Source organism: Spirosoma aerolatum (assembly GCF_002056795.1).
GTDB classification, from domain to species: Bacteria; Bacteroidota; Bacteroidia; order Cytophagales; family Spirosomataceae; genus Spirosoma; species Spirosoma aerolatum.
Window position 1 is genome coordinate 4,184,261 of the sequence record NZ_CP020104.1, and the last position, 17,229, is coordinate 4,201,489.

Below are 17,229 nucleotides of genomic sequence, written 5' to 3' on the forward strand. Positions count from 1 at the left end.
GCTTGGTTTAGGGTAGTCAATCGTATGGATAAGCTAGTACCCGGCTTTACTTCCCTGCCGGATACAATACACGCGCCATTTCCAGAGGGCGATCGGTCGACATAATATCAGCTCCATGCTGAACGTAGGTGTTATACACCTGATTGCCTTTGGCAGCCGCCTGTTTATCGAGATTACCGAGCGTACCGAGGATCGTTGCAATACCTTTCTGATGCAGAAACGAATACAGTTCCGCGTCGGGTTCTTTCACGCCCACGAAGGCAACCATTCGGTTATCGGGAACGCCTACTTCGCGCAGCCGATCGTATTCAGCCTGGTTCCGAATCGTAACAGAGAGCATCAGGTTTGGATCGAGCTGATGAAGTTTGGCCGCATCCTGCGCATTGTAGGTAATTACACAGGCATAGTCGCTCGCTCCCGTCTTATGGATCATATCGACCACTTTGGCAAACGATACGTTCCGTTTCACATCGAGCGTAAACCGAACTTTGTTTTTACCCCAGCGTAGTACTTGTTCCAGTGTTGGAATCTTATAGGGTGTCACCGTACCCATGTTATCTTCCAGACGGTACTGCGCCAGTTCGGCATAGGTTTTATCGATCAGCTTACCCGTACCATTGGTGGTCCGGTCGAGCGTAGCATCGTGCATCATCACCATCACACTGTCTTTAGTCAGGTCAATATCACATTCGATGATGGCCGGATGCGCTGACGGACCAATCTGCTGGGCTACATACGCAAACGATTCGATGCAGTTTTCGGGGTACCCTTTCAAATCGCCACCACCCCGGTGTACGGATATGAGCGGGGCGCGATCCGGCTTATACTGAAAAAAGTCCTCCGCGCCACTTTTCGACAGATTGGTCGTCGCTTTAGGGGCACAGGCAGTTATACAAAACGCTAACCCTGCCAGAAAAAAATGTTTTGACTGCATTTTATTGAAAACGGCCGGTTTCCTTCAGGATACTACACGTTTACCAAAGGAACCGATCAAATAAGATGTATTGTTGATAAAAACACAAATGTACGTTGAATCCAACCGGATTCAGCATTGGGAACAACGATCGTCCCGCACACATCGCAAGCTTATTCAGTTATGATTCCCTTTTCAATTCTGGATCTATCGCCCATTGTCGCCGGAAACACGGCTGCTCAGGCATTACGTAATACACTCAATCTGGCGCAACATGCCGAATCGCTGGGCTATAATCGATATTGGCTGGCGGAGCACCATAACATGCCGGGTGTGGCCAGTGCGGCTACGTCAGTCGTCATTGGCTATGTAGCCGGCGGTACCGAAACGATTCGCGTGGGGTCGGGCGGTATTATGCTACCCAATCATTCGCCCCTGGTGATTGCCGAACAATTCGGTACGTTGGAATCACTCTATCCGGGCCGGATTGACCTGGGTCTTGGTCGGGCTCCGGGAGCCGATCAGGCCACCGCCCGCGCCTTACGACGGGATGCCACTGGCCCCGATACATTCCCGCAGGATGTGGTTGAACTGATGCACTATTTTCAGCCCGACGACTCCAATCAGTTTGTGCAGGCCGTACCAGGTAATGGACTTAATGTTCCGATCTGGATACTCGGTTCCAGCTTATTTGGTGCTCAACTGGCGGCTATGCTTGGGCTACCCTATGCCTTTGCCTCGCATTTTGCGCCGAAAGATCTGATGCATGCCCTGCATGTATACCGTACTCATTTCACCCCATCGGCCCAACTGGATAAACCCTACGCGATGGTAGCCGCTAATGTAATCGTAGCCGATACCGACCGGGAAGCGGAGCGATTGTTCACTTCGGTTCAACAGCAGTTTTTGTACATACGCCGGGGAAAAGCCCGCCAAATGCAACCACCTGTCGACGATCTGACTGCCCAATGGGCAGACTATGAACTGGCTGGTATCGAGTCGGTCTTTAAGTATGCATTGGTTGGTTCACCCAAAACTGTACAACGTCAGCTACGTACTTTTCTGGAGCAAACACAGGCTGATGAGTTCATCCTATCTGCCCCTATTTTTGACCACGAAGCCCGGAAACATTCCCTTACCCTGACCGCACAGGTACGCGATGCTCTTGCCACTCAGCCGACCAGGTATATGCCCGTTTCGTAAGTTTTTGTATATTTGCTTAAAGCCAAACGCCATGATACAAGCGTCGAACCCAACACTTCCTCAAACGCTCGAAGCCTTTTTAGATTGGGAGCCCGGTGATGGCTTCAAGTATGAATGGAACAATGGGGAAATTATTCAGTCTTCAGGTATGAAGAAAAAGCAGTATTTTATTTATAACGTTCTGAGTAAGCTATTCTTCGAAAAGGGATACCATCAGCAAGGAATGCTCATGGCAGAACCCGACGTGATGCTTACAGCTTTCCAGATGCGCCATCCCGATATTGCTTATTTTACAGATTCGCAAATACAGCGAGGTCGAAATGGCGAGGATGTTATCCCGGCTTTTGTGATCGAAGTATTATCTGAAACGGATCAGGCATATCGAATTGAAGAAAAGATCGCTGAATATTTTAAAGCGGGGGTACAGGTCATCTGGAACATACTTCCAGAACAGGAAGTGGTGTACGTTTATACTTCCCGCAAACAGGTAACCATTTGTCTGGACGACGATATCTGTTCAGCAGCCCCTGTTCTGCCTGACTTCACGATTCCTGTAAATACATTGTTCGCCTAGCTTAACGATTCATAACTTAAAAAGGGCGGTTCAGTGAACCGCCCTTTTTAAGTTATATCACCACATTTACGATGCGTTTGGGAACGACGACGACTTTCTTCGGCGACTTTCCATCCAGCCACTTCTGAACAATCTCATCAGCCAGTACTTCCTTCTCGATCTCGGTTGGTGCGCGATCCAGCGAGAAACTGATCGTGGTACGCACTTTCCCGTTGATCTGAATCGGATATTCGAAGGCATCTTCTACCAGATAAGCCGGGTTAAATGTCGGGAATTTCGCTTTCGAAATGGTGCCGGGTTCGTTGCCCAGCGCAGCCCACAACTCTTCCGTAATGTGTGGCGCATAAGACGACAAAATCAGCACCAAATCCTGCAAAATGGCTCGTTTATGGCAATTTAACGCTGTTAACTCATTTACGCAGACCATAAACGCACTGACCGAAGTATTGAACGAATACAAATCAATGTCCCCTTCGGCCTTCTGAATCGTCTTGTGCAGAATCTTCAGCTCGGCAGGGGTAGGCTGTTCATCGGTTACCAGCCAAGTGCTGCTCCCATCGGTGTTATCCTTATAAAACAACCGCCAGAACTTACGGATAAACCGATATACCCCGTCAATACCGTTCGTATTCCAAGGTTTCGCCTGCTCCAGTGGCCCCAGGAACATTTCATACAGCCGAAGAACATCTGCACCGTATTTTTCAACAATCATGTCGGGATTGACAACGTTGAATTTCGACTTCGACATTTTTTCAACCTCAGCCCCAACAGTGTAACGACCATCAGGTTCAGTGATAAACTCAGCGTTCTCGGTTAAATCGGGCCGGGCCGCTTTGAAGGCATCAAGATCCAAGACGTCGTTTTCAACAATATTCACATCGGCATGCAAAGGCGTCACGTCCTGGCCATTAATTTGATTCAACGAAACAAAAACCGGAGCAATCCCCTCCTGTCCAGTACCTTTCACCCGGTACACAAAATTCGACCGGCCCTGAATCATGCCCTGGTTAATCAGTTTTTTGAACGGTTCTTCCTGCGGTACATAGCCTCGGTCTTTCAGGAACTTGTTCCAGAAACGGCTATACAGCAGATGTCCCGTCGCATGTTCGGTACCCCCGATGTACAGGTCAACATTTTGCCAGTAGTTGATGGCCTCTTTGCTGGCAAAGGCCGTGTCGTTGTTCGGGTCCATGTAGCGGTACCAGTACCATGATGAACCAGCCCAGCCCGGCATAGTGCTCAACTCATATTCGTACTGGCCCTTGTATTTCCAACCCTCCGCACGGCCTAGGGGTGGTTCGCCCGTTTCAGTGGGCAGGTATTTGTCAATAGCAGGCAATTCCAGCGGAAGATCGCTTTCATCGATTAGATAGGGCAACCCACCTTTGAAATACACAGGTACAGGTTCACCCCAGTAGCGCTGACGGCTGAATACGGCATCCCGCATCCGATAATTGACCTTCCCACGACCCAATCCACGCTCTTCCAGCCAGGCAATCAAGGTGGCTGTTGCCTCTTTATAAGTCATACCGTTGATGATGCCTGAGTTGATATAATGGCCTTCCTTTGTATTGTCGGCCTGTTTATCGATGTCTTTCTGTGCATCCAGAATGGGTATGATCGGCAACCCGAAGTGGGTGGCAAAGTTCCAGTCGCGCTGATCGCCCGACGGTACCGCCATCACAGCCCCCGTACCGTATCCGGCCAGTACATAATCGGCCAGGTAGATAGGTACCTTTTCTCCATTGAACGGATTGATACAGTAACTACCCGTAAATACCCCCGAAATAACCTTCGTCTCGGCCATACGATCCCGCTCAGAACGCATTTTGGCGGCATTGACATAAGCTTCTACAGCTTCATGCTGTTCAGGTGTTGTCAACTGAGTCACCAGTTCATGTTCGGGTGCCAATACCATAAAGGTTACCCCATAAATGGTATCCACGCGGGTGGTGAACACTTCGATATAGTCGTTAGGTGTACTCGCTACTGGAAATTTCACACTGGCGCCTACGCTCTTACCGATCCAGTTGCGTTGCTGTTCTTTCAGCGATTCGGTCCAGTCGATGGTGTCCAGGCCGGTCAGCAAGCGATCAGCATAAGCCGTAATCCGCATCATCCACTGACGCATCAATTTCTGCTCGACCGGATAGCCACCCCGCTCCGACACACCGTCTTTCACCTCATCGTTGGCCAGCACGGTTCCTAATGCCGGACACCAGTTAACGACAGCATCAGCCAGGTAGGTCAGGCGGTATTTCAGGGTAATTTTATACGACTCTTCTGCCGACATCGCATTCCATTCGGCGGCTGTAAACGTCGGAGTGTCGTCGTCACAAACGGCGTTGACATCCGTAGTCCCGTTGGTGGCAAATTTTTCCAGCAGCGTTTCAATGGGTTCCGCGCGGTCGGTATCGCGGTTGTACCACGACCGAAACAACTCCATGAAAATCCACTGCGTCCATTTGTAATAGGCCGGATCGGACGTGCGAACCTCCCGGCTCCAGTCGAAGCTAAAGCCAATATTTTTTAATTGCTCGATATACCGAACGCGGTTTTGCTCGGTGGTGATGGCCGGATGCTGTCCGGTCTGAATGGCATACTGTTCGGCCGGAAGCCCAAACGAGTCGAAACCCATTGGGTGTAGGACATTAAACCCTTTCAGTCGCTTATACCGCGCCACAATATCCGACGCAATGTAGCCAAGGGGGTGACCAACGTGTAATCCGGCTCCTGATGGATACGGAAACATATCGAGCACATAGTATTTTGGCTTGTCGGTATTGGCTTCGGGCTGGTAGGTCTGGTGTTCGTCCCAAAACCGTTGCCATTTTTGTTCGGTTTCGCGGTGATTGTAGTCGGCCATAATGGTAACGCGGCAGGAAAGCCGCTAACGATAGCAAAAGATTCGTCGGCTTTTCAGCCGCACAACTTGATTTCTTGCAAAAATAGCCGTTTGCAAGCACTTTTGTCTATCGCTTGTGTCGATGAATGCATAAACTTCCTGATGAATCGCGTCCGTCCGTCTGTTTCTTCTGCCCTAACCAAGTCATCCGTAGCATCCACAGATCCATTCTATTGGCTGTGGCTGATTGGTTTAGGGGTACTGACAACTCTACTGGGCTGCGGCATCATTGGCGACTTTAGCCATCCCCTCTCCGATGGGAACGATACGGACCAGTTTGAATACGTGGGTTATTTTTTCACGAAGAACCTGTCGTTCAATCCTTTTCCGCATCTGAATCTGGTCAACACCCAAACGTTTTATCCGTATGGTACAAATCAGGTTTTTCTGGATTGGGGATTTGAGCGCGATTACTGGTATCGGGCCTGCTACCTACTCCTGAATGGACCGGGGCCCTATCTTCAATCCTATTACCTATATACGCTGCTGGTAGCGGCTATTGGTACGTTTCTATTGCTGGAGCCCCGATTTGGCCGATTCAAAAGCTTTGTTGCTGGGTTGATCGTATCGATATTTAACTTTTACGCCATCTATAAATTCCCTGTTCACATGAACGTAGGGGTGGGCCACTGGACAACGCTGTGCATGGTAGCCACTTATCGGCTGCTGTACGATACGGTCGAACAAAAACCCATTACGTTATCTTTTGTGCTGGTTTGGATATGGCTGCATGTGCAGGTATTGAGCCAGGAACTTGGTTACGTAGCTGGCTTCGCCCTGACATTCACTACGCTGGCCGTTCCGTTCATCGCCCTAGCTTTATTCCGAAATTCCCGTCAATCAACGACAAAACAAGACGAACCTATACGCTGGTTTACTCTCCTGACCAGCTATGTACAGGAACAGTGGCGGCATTACAAACGGGATATTGTGTACGGGTTGGTACTCATCAGCATCAGTCTTTATCTGTACTTACCACTTACCTTACAGATCGCATTTACGGCCTGGGAATTTGACTTTGGCGCTGTTCCCGAAATCCGGGCCTGGTCGCATCCGCTTCGCCTGTTGATTCCCCATTTACCGGGTTTACATACCTATGCTCTTCCCTATCACCGATGGTTTAAGGACGCTTTCGAAAGCTACGCGCAAGGCAGTCCAGGCCTTTATCTGATTCTAGCAGGAAGCATCGGTTTCTGGCAAATGCGTCATCGTATTACGCTCTGGCTACCAATTGCCGTTATGCTGGTTTTATGCCTGCTATACCATCCGGTCCTTATTCCCACGCTAAAAGTTTTCCCCTGGTTCAGCTTTAACCGACATGGCGGCAGAGCCAGCCTGATCTATCCCGTTCTCTTTTGCCTGCTGGCTATACCCATCAAATGGCCACAGTACTTATCCAAACAATTCCTACTTTTTTTGGTAATAGGCTTGATGCTCATTGAATGGGTTACGGGTTATTATCCGCGCTATCGATACCCAAGCCATGTTATCTCCGATCAGGTGTTACAGTACTGCAACGTAGTTCGTCGGCAACCAGGGGTAGCTGTACTCGACTGGCCTTTCTGTGCCATAGGAGCCAACGGACCGGGCGGCCCCGAGGGGCTTTGCCCCTATTATGACCAGCAAAATGCGGTATTTACGTTCCGGCGATTTTACGATAAATATGGTGTTGGGCAGTATTTTGGCCGATTACACCCCGATCAAATTCAGCCTTTCCTGCGGGATGGCTGGCCCCGGCTCCTGACTCCAAGCCGACGTTTTACCGAACAAGACTGGCAATTTTTCGATAATTTCCTCCAAAAGAACCTCTTCGCCGGAATAAACCTGTATCCTGATTTACTGACCTCTGATCAGGTTGCTCAATTCTACCAGCGATATGGACAACCCATCGCCAGAACGCATTTTCCCATTGCCGGACAGGTTGTTTTTCTACCCATTCAACCCAAAAAATAGTCTACCCAAAAGCAAGAGTTGCAACGGCCATTTCGTTTTATACGTATAGCCGATAAAGTGGACTTGATGCTCGATCATCGTTCACCCATATCCACGGCGATTCTTCTATTCTATGGCCTAACGTTCTACGATTCAGCTTTTTCCTAATCTATCTTCGTACGTTATGCGACGTTTTTTCCCGCTCGCGACACTTATCAACGTCGCCGTGACCGGTATCGGTTTGTTTGGCTGTCAGGCCGATAGTAGCGTAGAGCCTACCAGTATTTCGGCCGACTGTCTGGTCAAAGCTTCATCCAATAGTGGGGTTGCCATTGCTGGTTCATACATCGTTACCTATCAGCCAACTCAAACGCTGTCAGGAGTAGCTGGTGCCCGAGTAGCAGCAACCGAAGCCCGCTTCGAACAACTCCTGGACGATTATCAGATTGCCGACACAAAGGCCGATGTTTTAGTATCTGATGAACAAACCAGCTTTCTGGCCCACCTCACCGAGAGCGAATCTGAGCAATTAAGCCAGGATCCCGATGTACTGATGATAGAGCCCGACCGGATTATGTCGATCTGTAGTTGTGTGGATGTAGCCACTACGTCGACATTATCCTGGAATATCAAGCAGACTGGCTACGGACGGGGCGATTTACAAACCGACAAAACTGTCTGGATTATCGACACCGGCATCGACCTCGACCATCCGGATTTGAATGTAGATGTCAATCGAAGCAAATCCTTCGTTAGCGGCAATACCTCCGCCGATGACGAAAATGGACATGGTACGCACGTAGCAGGCATCATCGGTGCCAAAAACAATAGCATTGGTGTAACGGGGATTGCTTCTGGTGCTACGCTTGTTGCCCTTCGCGTCTTAGACGATGAAGGCGAAGGCCGCCTTTCCGGCATTATTCAGGCCATCAATTATGTAGCGCAAAATGGAAAATCGGGCGATGTAGTCAATCTGAGTCTGGGCGGAGAAAGTACGTCATCGACACTCGATGCCGCCATAACCCGAGCAGCTAATCTGGGCATTCTGTTTGCCATAGCAGCTGGCAACGACGGCAAAGATGCCAATAACTACTCACCGTCGCGAGTTAATCACGCCAATGTATTTACTGTATCGGCGATGGACAGTAAAAATCAGTTTGCTTCCTTCTCGAATTTTGGCACCAGTGTAGATGTCTGTGCCTACGGGGTACGAATCAAGTCAACCTATAAAAATGCCGCTTACGCTACGTTAAGTGGTACATCCATGGCCGCACCACACGTAGCGGGCTTACTGTACATTCGGGGCGCAAACCTGCCTACTCACGGCACCGTTACGGGCGATCCAGATGGCAAAGCTGACCCAATGGCGGGTGAAGGCAACTAATCCTCTTTATATCAGTCTGGCATACGGTATTCAGCTAAAAAGGTAACGATTGGGCATCGTCAAGAATGACGCCCAATCGTTTTCTTGCAACTTTCCGCATTCATACTGTATCTTTGTGGCACTTTCAAGTCTTGTCTGACGTTACAAACTCGAAAATCATTTGAAAAAAGCGGCACGTGGATGTGCCGTTTTTCATAAATACATTACTCCATTAATTCGATAGGTTTTATACTGTATGAGCCAACCCTTAGCTCCCACGTCTGATTCGGCAGGTAATACAATCACACTAACAGGCCCAGAGATCGACCTTAATGGACTCACGATTACCTTAAAAGGAACTAACGCTGCCAGGCAGGCAGAGGTATTGCGAGCAGCCTATCCAACAGCTACTATTGAAACCGGCAGCTCGCAACCCCTACTTCGGCGTCGGAATCGAACCGAAATTGCGATTTATGTTTTTGCAGCACTTGCCCTGATGATTGTCGGGCATTTGCTCTTTAGCTATTTTACCCTCGACCGGCTCACGGTCATTGCCGATACCATTCATGTTACACCCGACATTTTCTATTTCATTATGGCCGGTTTTGTGGCCCAAATGATTGATGGAGCTCTGGGCATGGCTTATGGCGTGACGGCTACAACGTTTTTAACCAGTGTAGGAATCAGCCCGGTTTTTGCTACGGCTAGTGTACACAGCTCTGAAATTTTTACCAGTGGTGTGTCGGGCTATATGCACCTTAAGTTCGGGAATGTGAATAGCCGCCTGTTCAAAGTCGTCCTGATTCCCGGAGTTATTGGTGCGGCTTTAGGCGCGTTTCTCATTACGAAACTGGCCGACATGGAACTGGTGGCCAATTACTTAACTCCGGCCATTTCCGTTTATACCGCTATTCTTGGTATTTTGATTCTTAAAAAGGCTCTAATAAAACGTCAGAAGAAGAAGCCAGTTCGCCAGATTGGCCTGCTGGCCTGGTTTGGAGGGTTTGTGGATGCCATTGGTGGTGGTGGCTGGGGACCTATCGTCAACTCGACACTCATTGCAGCAGGCCGACATCCGCGTTATACCATTGGGTCGGTCAATCTGGCTGAGTTCTTTGTCTCGTTTGCATCGTCAGTTGTTTTTGCTTTATACGCTGGTCTTGATAATTACGGACTGGTTATTGTTGGTCTAATCCTTGGCGGTATGATTGCCGCTCCGATTGCCGCCCGGCTGGCACAAAAACTACCCGTTAAAACCATGATGATATTGGTTGGGATTGTCATCATCATCGTAAGTTTGCGGAAAATCATTAAGTTTTTCTGACAGGTCTAACAGAATGTACAGGATTCAGGTGTAGAAAAATTCTGTTCCCCGTTATTACTTCTGTCAAAGTAAGTCTATGAAAAAACAAACCAAAGCCATTCGCATCCAAACAGCCAAATCGCTGAATCGCGAACATTCTGTCCCGTTATACCTTACATCGAGTTTTGCCTTTGACAGTGCTGAGCAGGGTAAAGCGCTGTTCGATGAAACCGAAGAGGGCAATATCTACTCACGCTTCTCGAACCCAAACGTTTCGGAGTTTGTGGAGAAAGTATGTATGCTGGAAAATGCTGAAGATGGTATTGCAACAGGTACGGGAATGGCTGCGGTTTTTGCCAGTATGGCTGGTTTGTTGAAATCGGGCGATCATATTGTAGCCTGCCGGGCGCTGTTCGGTTCAGCCCATCAGATTATCACGCAGATTTTGAGTAAATGGGGCATTACGCATACGTATGTAGATGCCACGGCTACCGAAGCCGACTGGGAAGCAGCCATACAGCCAGCAACCGGAACGCCGACCGCAAAAATGGTGTACCTGGAAACCCCATCGAACCCCGGCCTGGAACTGGTGGATCTGGAAATGCTGGCTCGCCTGAAAGCAAAATACGGCTTCATCCTGAACGTCGATAACTGTTTTGCTACGCCCATACTGCAAACCCCGCTTGATTATGGTGCCGATTTGTCGGTTCATTCAGCCACAAAATATATGGACGGACAGGGCCGTGTATTAGGTGGTATTGTGGTGGGCCGGGCCGATCTGATCCAGCCCATTCGTTTCTTTGCCCGTCATACAGGGCCTTCACTTTCACCCTTTAATGCATGGGTACTATCGAAGAGTCTGGAAACGCTGGATCTGCGCATGGAACGGCACTGCCGCAATGCGTTACAACTGGCTGAAGCCCTGGAAAGTCATCCCGATGTCGAACGTGTACTGTACCCATTTTTGCCATCGCATCCACAGTATGACCTCGCAAAGAAACAGATGAGTGCGGGTGGTGCCATCGTGACCATAGAGCTAGAAGGTGGTTTCGAGCGGGTAAAAGCCTTTTACGATGCCTTAACCATTCCAACACTTTCGTCTAATCTGGGGGATTCGCGTACGATTGTGACCAACCCAAACACGACTACGCACGCCAAACTAAAGCCAGAGGAAAAAGCGGCATTAGGCATTACACCAGGTTTGATTCGGGTTTCAGTAGGCCTGGAAGCGATTGAAGACCTGATCGAAGATTTTGCCCAGGCAGCCACAAAGTCGGCCGAGGTACTCAAAGAGAAAGTAGCCTGATGCAGGGCCATGTTATTGATAAATAGTCACACGTATGATTGCTGAACCTACCTCACACACGCTCGAAAGTCTTAGCGAGCGATTGCTCGGCCTGAGCAATGTGGATGCTATGCGGACACTGGCCGAACTATTTCCGGGCCAGATCGTCTTTTCGACTAGCCTCGGCTTTGAAGATCAGGTTATTACCGACCTGATTGCCTCAAACGATATACCTGTTCGTATTTTCACACTCGATACTGGCCGGATGTTTTCCGAAACGTATTCGGTCTGGAAAAAAACCAACGATCGGTACGGAATTAACATCGAAACCTACTATCCTCAGGCCGACGCTGTTGAAAAGCTCATGACTGGCAAAGGACCTTACAGCATGTACGAATCGGTCGAGAACCGGAAAGAGTGCTGTGGTATCCGTAAAGTTGAGCCGCTGAACCGGGCGTTGAAAGGTCAGAAAATCTGGATCACGGGGATACGCGCCGAGCAGTCGGCCAATCGCCAGGGCATGACCCAACTCGAATGGGACGAAGCGCATCAGCTTTTCAAATTCCACCCGCTGATGGACTGGACATTTGATCAGGTAAAACAATACGTAAAAGAGCATAACGTACCCTACAATCCCCTCCACGACCGGGGTTTTGTCAGTATTGGTTGTCAACCCTGCACACGGGCCATTCAGGAAGGCGAAGATTTCCGGGCGGGACGCTGGTGGTGGGAGGACAACTCCAAGAAAGAATGCGGTTTACATACGCATGAGGAAGTATTTAAAGCTTAATGATTGACTGATTGACTGATTGACTGATTGAATTGCTGGCTTGCTTCAATTTAATCAGTCAATCAGTCAATCAGTCAGCAATTCAATCTTCAAATGAAACTCGATTATTTAGATCAGCTTGAATCGGAAGCCATCCACATTATGCGGGAGGTAGCGGGGCAGTTTGAACGTCCGGCACTTCTTTTTTCGGGTGGTAAGGATTCCATTACGCTGGTGCATCTGGCTCTGAAAGCGTTCCGGCCGGGTAAATTTCCATTCCCACTGCTTCACGTCGATACGGGTCACAACTTCCAGGAAGCACTCGACTTCCGCGATAATCTGGCCGAACGGATTGGTGAAAAACTCATCGTCCGGTATGTAGAAGACACCATCCGCGAAAAGAAACTTAAAGAGCCAACCGGACGCAATGCTACCCGCAATGGTCTGCAAACCTTTACGCTGCTCGATGCCATCGAAGAGTTCGAGTTCGATGCCTGTATTGGTGGGGCTCGTCGGGATGAAGAGAAAGCGCGGGCCAAAGAACGCGTATTTTCGGTACGTGATGAATTTGGCTCCTGGGACCCTAAACGGCAACGCCCAGAACTTTGGAACCTCTACAACGGTCGCATACACAAAGGAGAAAACGTCCGCGTATTCCCCATTTCGAACTGGACCGAACTCGATGTATGGAATTATATCCGTCGGGAAAAAATCGAATTGCCGAGCATCTACTTTGCGCACGAGCGTGAACTACTCGTGCGGGATGGCAAACTGATGGCCACGGCAGGTGGTGTCATCAAACCTGAACCCGATGACCAGCTTGTGACCCGTCGGGTTCGGTTCCGTACCGTCGGCGATATCTCCTGTACAGCGGCCTCCGAATCGGAAGCAGATACCCTCGACGCTGTTATCAACGAAATTCAGGCTACACGCATCTCCGAACGGGGCGAAACCCGCATGGACGATCAGCTTTCTGAAGCCGCTATGGAAGACCGCAAGAAAGGCGGGTATTTTTAATGAGCGAACGAGCGAACGAGTGAAAGAGCGCTGGCAGCTAATCACTCGTTCGCTCGTTCGCTCTTTCACTCTTTAATGATGGATCTTTTACGTTTTATTACCGCCGGTTCCGTTGACGACGGCAAAAGTACGCTCATCGGTCGGCTTCTCTACGATTCTAAATCCATTCTGGCCGATCAGCTCGAAGCTATTGAGCGAGCCAGCAAGAGCCGTGATGATGGCGAAATCGACCTGGCCCTTCTGACAGACGGGCTACGTTCAGAACGCGAACAGGGCATCACAATTGACGTTGCCTATCGCTATTTTCAGACACCTAAACGGAAGTTTATCATTGTCGATGCACCGGGCCATATACAGTACACCCGGAACATGGTTACGGGCGCGTCGAACTGTCAGTTGGCTATTGTGCTGGTCGATGCCCGGCATGGAGTTGTCGAACAAACGCGTCGGCACTCACTTATAGCCTCGCTGTTAGGGATTCCACACATTGTGGTAGCGATCAATAAAATGGATCTGGTCGATTACTCACAGGATGTGTTTTCCGACATCTGTATCCAGTACGCCGAACTGGCCAAAAAACTGAACGTACACCAGGTGACGTACATTCCCATGAGCGCCCTCAACGGCGACAATGTCGTGGATAAATCATCGGCGATGCCCTGGTACGAAGGCGCTACTCTGCTGGAGCATCTGGAAACTGTGACCATCGACGACGATGCCAACGGCGAAACGGAAGATCATCATCCGGCCCGGTTCCCGGTTCAATACGTCATTCGCCCACAAACGGCTGAACTGCACGATTACCGGGGGTATGCCGGAAAAATCACGAGCGGTGTTTTCCGGAAAGGCGATGCCATTACCGTACTTCCTTCTGGCGAAACCTCAACGATTGACGCCATCGAAATCGCCGAAACACATTTTGATGAAGCCGCTACGCCCATGTCGGTCGTTTTGCATCTGGCTACAGATGTAGACATCAGCCGGGGCGACCTGATCGTTCGTTCGGATAGTCAGCCCATCATCAGCCAGACGGTTGAAGCCATGCTCTGCTGGATGGATACGAAAGAGTTCAAAGTGGGTAACAAATATCTTCTTCAGGTGGGTACCTTCCGTACACGTTGCTCAGTACGTGAAATCGCTTACCAGCTGAACGTCAATACCTACGAAGAAATCGAAGACGTTGACAGCCTCAAACTGAACGATCTGGCGAAGGTTATTTTACGGACTGCCCAACCCATCAGCTTTGATCCATATCAAAAAAATCGGGCTACGGGTGGGGCCATTCTGATCGACGAAACCTCAAACGTAACCGTAGGTGCTCTCATGCTCGTCGGCGAAGCCTAAGTAAAGCGGGTGGAAACCCACTCCACGATAAAACAGGTGTGTCCGGCTACAACCGTTGGCACACCTGTCTGTTTTTTGTATATTTGGATAAATCCTGATCTGTAGCGATGACCGAATTAGCAGCCCAACTTCTTGAATCGCCTAAAGCTCCTCAGATTATTCAGCAAGTACAGGCCATTTTAAACGACGAAAAAGCGCGTCGGCAGGCATTTTACGAATGGATGAACGATGATATGAAAGCTGAATTTATAAACGGCGAAATTGTTGTCCATTCACCTGCATTGCATAAGCACAATGCAGCAGTTATGCTATTAGGTAGCCTGCTAAGTGCGTTTGTCAATGAACGAGGATTGGGGATCGTACTTGTCGAAAAAGCATTAGTTGAACTAACTCGTAATAGCTATGAACCTGACATCTGCTATTTCGGAGTCGACAAAGCGGCTACTATCCAACCCGATTTACTTTACTACCCGGCTCCCGATTTAGTGATTGAGGTACTCTCAAAGAGTACACATAAATTCGACCGTGAAATTAAATTTGAAGACTATGCAGCGCATGGCGTAAATGAATACTGGCTGGTCGATCCAACCCGACAAACTATAGAAGTATTTACGTTGGATGCCGATACAGAAGCCTACGCTTTAGTTGGGCTTTATTCTATAGGACAAACCGTTGGCAGTCAGCTTCTGCCTGGCTTCAGAATCCCCATAAAAGCCGCTTTTGATGCCACAGCTAATATAGCCGCGCTGAAAGCCTTCTTATTAGAGAAATAATTCCTATAACTAAAAATCCCCAACCAGCACTGGTTGGGGATTTTTAGTGTATCATTTTTCAAATGACGAAAAAGCCTTAGAAGTTGTTAGAGTTAGTGAAGGCAGGTCATCAAATCTTCCCTTACCCTACCAGGGCAAAACGCTGTAAGTTGACTAACGCAAACAACTGCTAAAGCTTTCGGAACGTTCATTTATAACTGCTCCAGAATCCGTTCCATCGAAACCTCCTGCCCGATGCGTGCTTTTAGCTCGCTGATGGGGATGCGGATTTGTTCGGTGGTATCGCGGTACCGAATTGTAACGGTATCATCTTCAAGCGTCTGATAATCAACAGCGATACAGAAGGGCGTACCAATCAGGTCCTGACGGGTGTAGCGTTTGCCAATGGCATCCCGTTCTTCATAGATCACCCGGAACTCCGAACGCAGACTCTTCACAATGGCTTCCGCCTTTTCGGGCAGACCATCTCTTCGAACCAGCGGGAACACAGCCGCTTTTACAGGCGCTAATGCGGGATGCAGTTTCAGGTATGTCCGCTCTTTCTGGTGATCGCCCTCACCAACGGTTTCTTTGGTAAACGCGTTGCAGAACGTAGCTAAAAACAGACGGTCGGCCCCAACAGACGTTTCCACCACGTAAGGAATGTAATTTCCGTATGGTTTACCCGTTGCTTCGTCGATGTCGTTATCGAAATACTGTTGCTTCTTTTTACTCAACTCCTGATGCGATTTCAGATCGAAGTCGGTACGCGAGTGAATCCCTTCCATTTCACGGAAACCGAACGGAAATTCATACTCAATATCCACGGCCGCATTGGCATAGTGTGCCAGTTTTTCGTGTTTGTGGAATTTCAGCTTTTCGGCGGGTAGACCCAATGCCTGGTGGAACTTCATACGCGTATCGCGCCAGCGTTCATACCACGCCATTTCGGTGCCAGGGCGCACAAAAAACTGCATCTCCATCTGTTCGAACTCACGCATCCGGAAGGTGAACTGCCGGGCTACAATTTCATTGCGGAAGGCTTTACCAATTTGGGCAATACCAAACGGAATCTTCATCCGGCCCGTTTTCTGTACGTTCAGGAAGTTAACAAAGATACCCTGAGCCGTTTCGGGGCGCAGGTAGATCAGGCTGGCATCTTCAGCCACCGAGCCCACCTGAGTCGAAAACATCAGGTTAAACTGACGCACTTCGGTCCAGTTGGCTGTTCCCGAAACCGGATCTTTAATCCCTTCCGCAATAATCAGATTGCGCAGCCCCTCCATATCGTCCGCGCTTTGCAGGCGACCCAATTCATCGCGCAGGGCCTGACCACGGGCCGTATCACCCGCTTTTTCAATTTCTTCGGCCTTCAGCTCGATTAGTTGATCGGCACGGTAGCGTTTTTTCGAATCGCGGTTATCGATCATCGGGTCGTTGAACGAATCAACGTGTCCCGAGGCTTTCCAGGTGAGCGGATGCATAAAAATGGCCGCATCGATCCCGACTACGTTGTCGTGGAGTTGGGTCATAGCCTTCCACCACAGCGTTTTAAGGTTATTTTTGAGTTCAACGCCATTCTGCCCGTAATCATACACAGCCTGAAGGCCGTCGTAGATTTCGGACGATGGAAATACAAAGCCATATTCTTTGGCGTGCGCGATAATATCCTGTAGAGAGGTCGCGGGAGAAACTTTCTGCTCTGTCATAATCAGTTACTAAGTCCGCAAAGATAGAGGTTACACCGAAAATCCCCGAAATTGGCTAACTTTCGGCAGTAGCTTTTCTGACAAAAATTATGCTTATCAACTCCTTAAGCCTAAAGAATTTCAAGTGTTTAGAAAAACTTGATATTAATTGGCGTCCATC

At 49.2% G+C, this 17,229-nt stretch carries 13 protein-coding genes; 10 read left to right on the forward strand and 3 right to left on the reverse strand.

The genetic code is table 11. The features are described from left to right. Positions 1–46 precede the first annotated feature (46 nt). Positions 47–934 carry a glycerophosphodiester phosphodiesterase family protein gene (locus tag B5M13_RS16965; RefSeq protein ID WP_080056795.1) on the reverse strand — a complete coding sequence of 296 codons (888 nt, stop codon included), beginning with the start codon at positions 932–934 and terminating at the stop codon, positions 47–49. Positions 935–1,096: 162 nt separating this feature from the next. Between B5M13_RS16965 and B5M13_RS16970 the strand changes: the two genes are divergently transcribed. Both B5M13_RS16970 and B5M13_RS16975 read left to right on the forward strand, forming a co-directional pair. Beyond that, positions 1,097–2,116 carry an LLM class flavin-dependent oxidoreductase gene (locus tag B5M13_RS16970; RefSeq protein ID WP_080056796.1) on the forward strand — a complete coding sequence of 340 codons (1,020 nt, stop codon included), beginning with the start codon at positions 1,097–1,099 and terminating at the stop codon, positions 2,114–2,116. 31 nt (positions 2,117–2,147) lie between these two features. After that, positions 2,148–2,690: a Uma2 family endonuclease gene (locus tag B5M13_RS16975; protein ID WP_080056797.1), complete on the forward strand. Its 543-nt coding sequence runs from the start codon at positions 2,148–2,150 to the stop codon at positions 2,688–2,690. A gap of 52 nt (positions 2,691–2,742) precedes the next feature. Here B5M13_RS16975 and leuS read toward each other — a convergent pair whose 3' ends face one another. Continuing rightward, entirely contained in the window at positions 2,743–5,556 is a 2,814-nt protein-coding gene (leuS, locus tag B5M13_RS16980) for a leucine--tRNA ligase (protein ID WP_080056798.1), read from the reverse strand. A 141-nt stretch (positions 5,557–5,697) separates the two neighbouring features. Between leuS and B5M13_RS16985 the strand changes: the two genes are divergently transcribed. From B5M13_RS16985 to B5M13_RS17020, 8 genes are all read left to right on the forward strand, one after another. Next, the gene (locus B5M13_RS16985; RefSeq protein WP_080056799.1) at positions 5,698–7,548 is read left to right on the forward strand and encodes a hypothetical protein; all 1,851 of its coding nucleotides are present in this window, start codon (positions 5,698–5,700) and stop codon (positions 7,546–7,548) included. A 163-nt stretch (positions 7,549–7,711) separates the two neighbouring features. Beyond that, entirely contained in the window at positions 7,712–8,911 is a 1,200-nt protein-coding gene (locus tag B5M13_RS16990) for a S8 family serine peptidase (protein WP_080056800.1), read from the forward strand. Positions 8,912–9,146: 235 nt separating this feature from the next. Next, on the forward strand, positions 9,147–10,214 hold the full coding sequence (locus B5M13_RS16995) for a sulfite exporter TauE/SafE family protein (RefSeq protein WP_080056801.1): 1,068 nt from the start codon (positions 9,147–9,149) through the stop codon (positions 10,212–10,214). A gap of 76 nt (positions 10,215–10,290) precedes the next feature. After that, entirely contained in the window at positions 10,291–11,499 is a 1,209-nt protein-coding gene (locus tag B5M13_RS17000) for a trans-sulfuration enzyme family protein (protein ID WP_080056802.1), read from the forward strand. A gap of 34 nt (positions 11,500–11,533) precedes the next feature. Further along, positions 11,534–12,268, forward strand: a complete 735-nt coding sequence (locus B5M13_RS17005; RefSeq protein ID WP_080056803.1) for a phosphoadenylyl-sulfate reductase — start codon at positions 11,534–11,536, stop codon at positions 12,266–12,268. 93 nt (positions 12,269–12,361) lie between these two features. Continuing rightward, a complete protein-coding gene (cysD, locus tag B5M13_RS17010) occupies positions 12,362–13,264 on the forward strand; it encodes a sulfate adenylyltransferase subunit CysD (RefSeq protein WP_080056804.1) in 903 nt (300 codons plus the stop codon). Between the two features lie 78 nt (positions 13,265–13,342). Continuing rightward, positions 13,343–14,608: a sulfate adenylyltransferase subunit 1 gene (locus tag B5M13_RS17015; protein ID WP_080059965.1), complete on the forward strand. Its 1,266-nt coding sequence runs from the start codon at positions 13,343–13,345 to the stop codon at positions 14,606–14,608. Positions 14,609–14,715: 107 nt separating this feature from the next. Continuing rightward, entirely contained in the window at positions 14,716–15,381 is a 666-nt protein-coding gene (locus B5M13_RS17020) for a Uma2 family endonuclease (protein ID WP_080056805.1), read from the forward strand. A gap of 191 nt (positions 15,382–15,572) precedes the next feature. Here B5M13_RS17020 and B5M13_RS17025 read toward each other — a convergent pair whose 3' ends face one another. After that, complete coding sequence (locus B5M13_RS17025; protein WP_080056806.1) at positions 15,573–17,069, reverse strand: glycine--tRNA ligase; 1,497 nt, start codon at positions 17,067–17,069, stop codon at positions 15,573–15,575. Between the last annotated feature and the right edge of the window lie 160 nt (positions 17,070–17,229).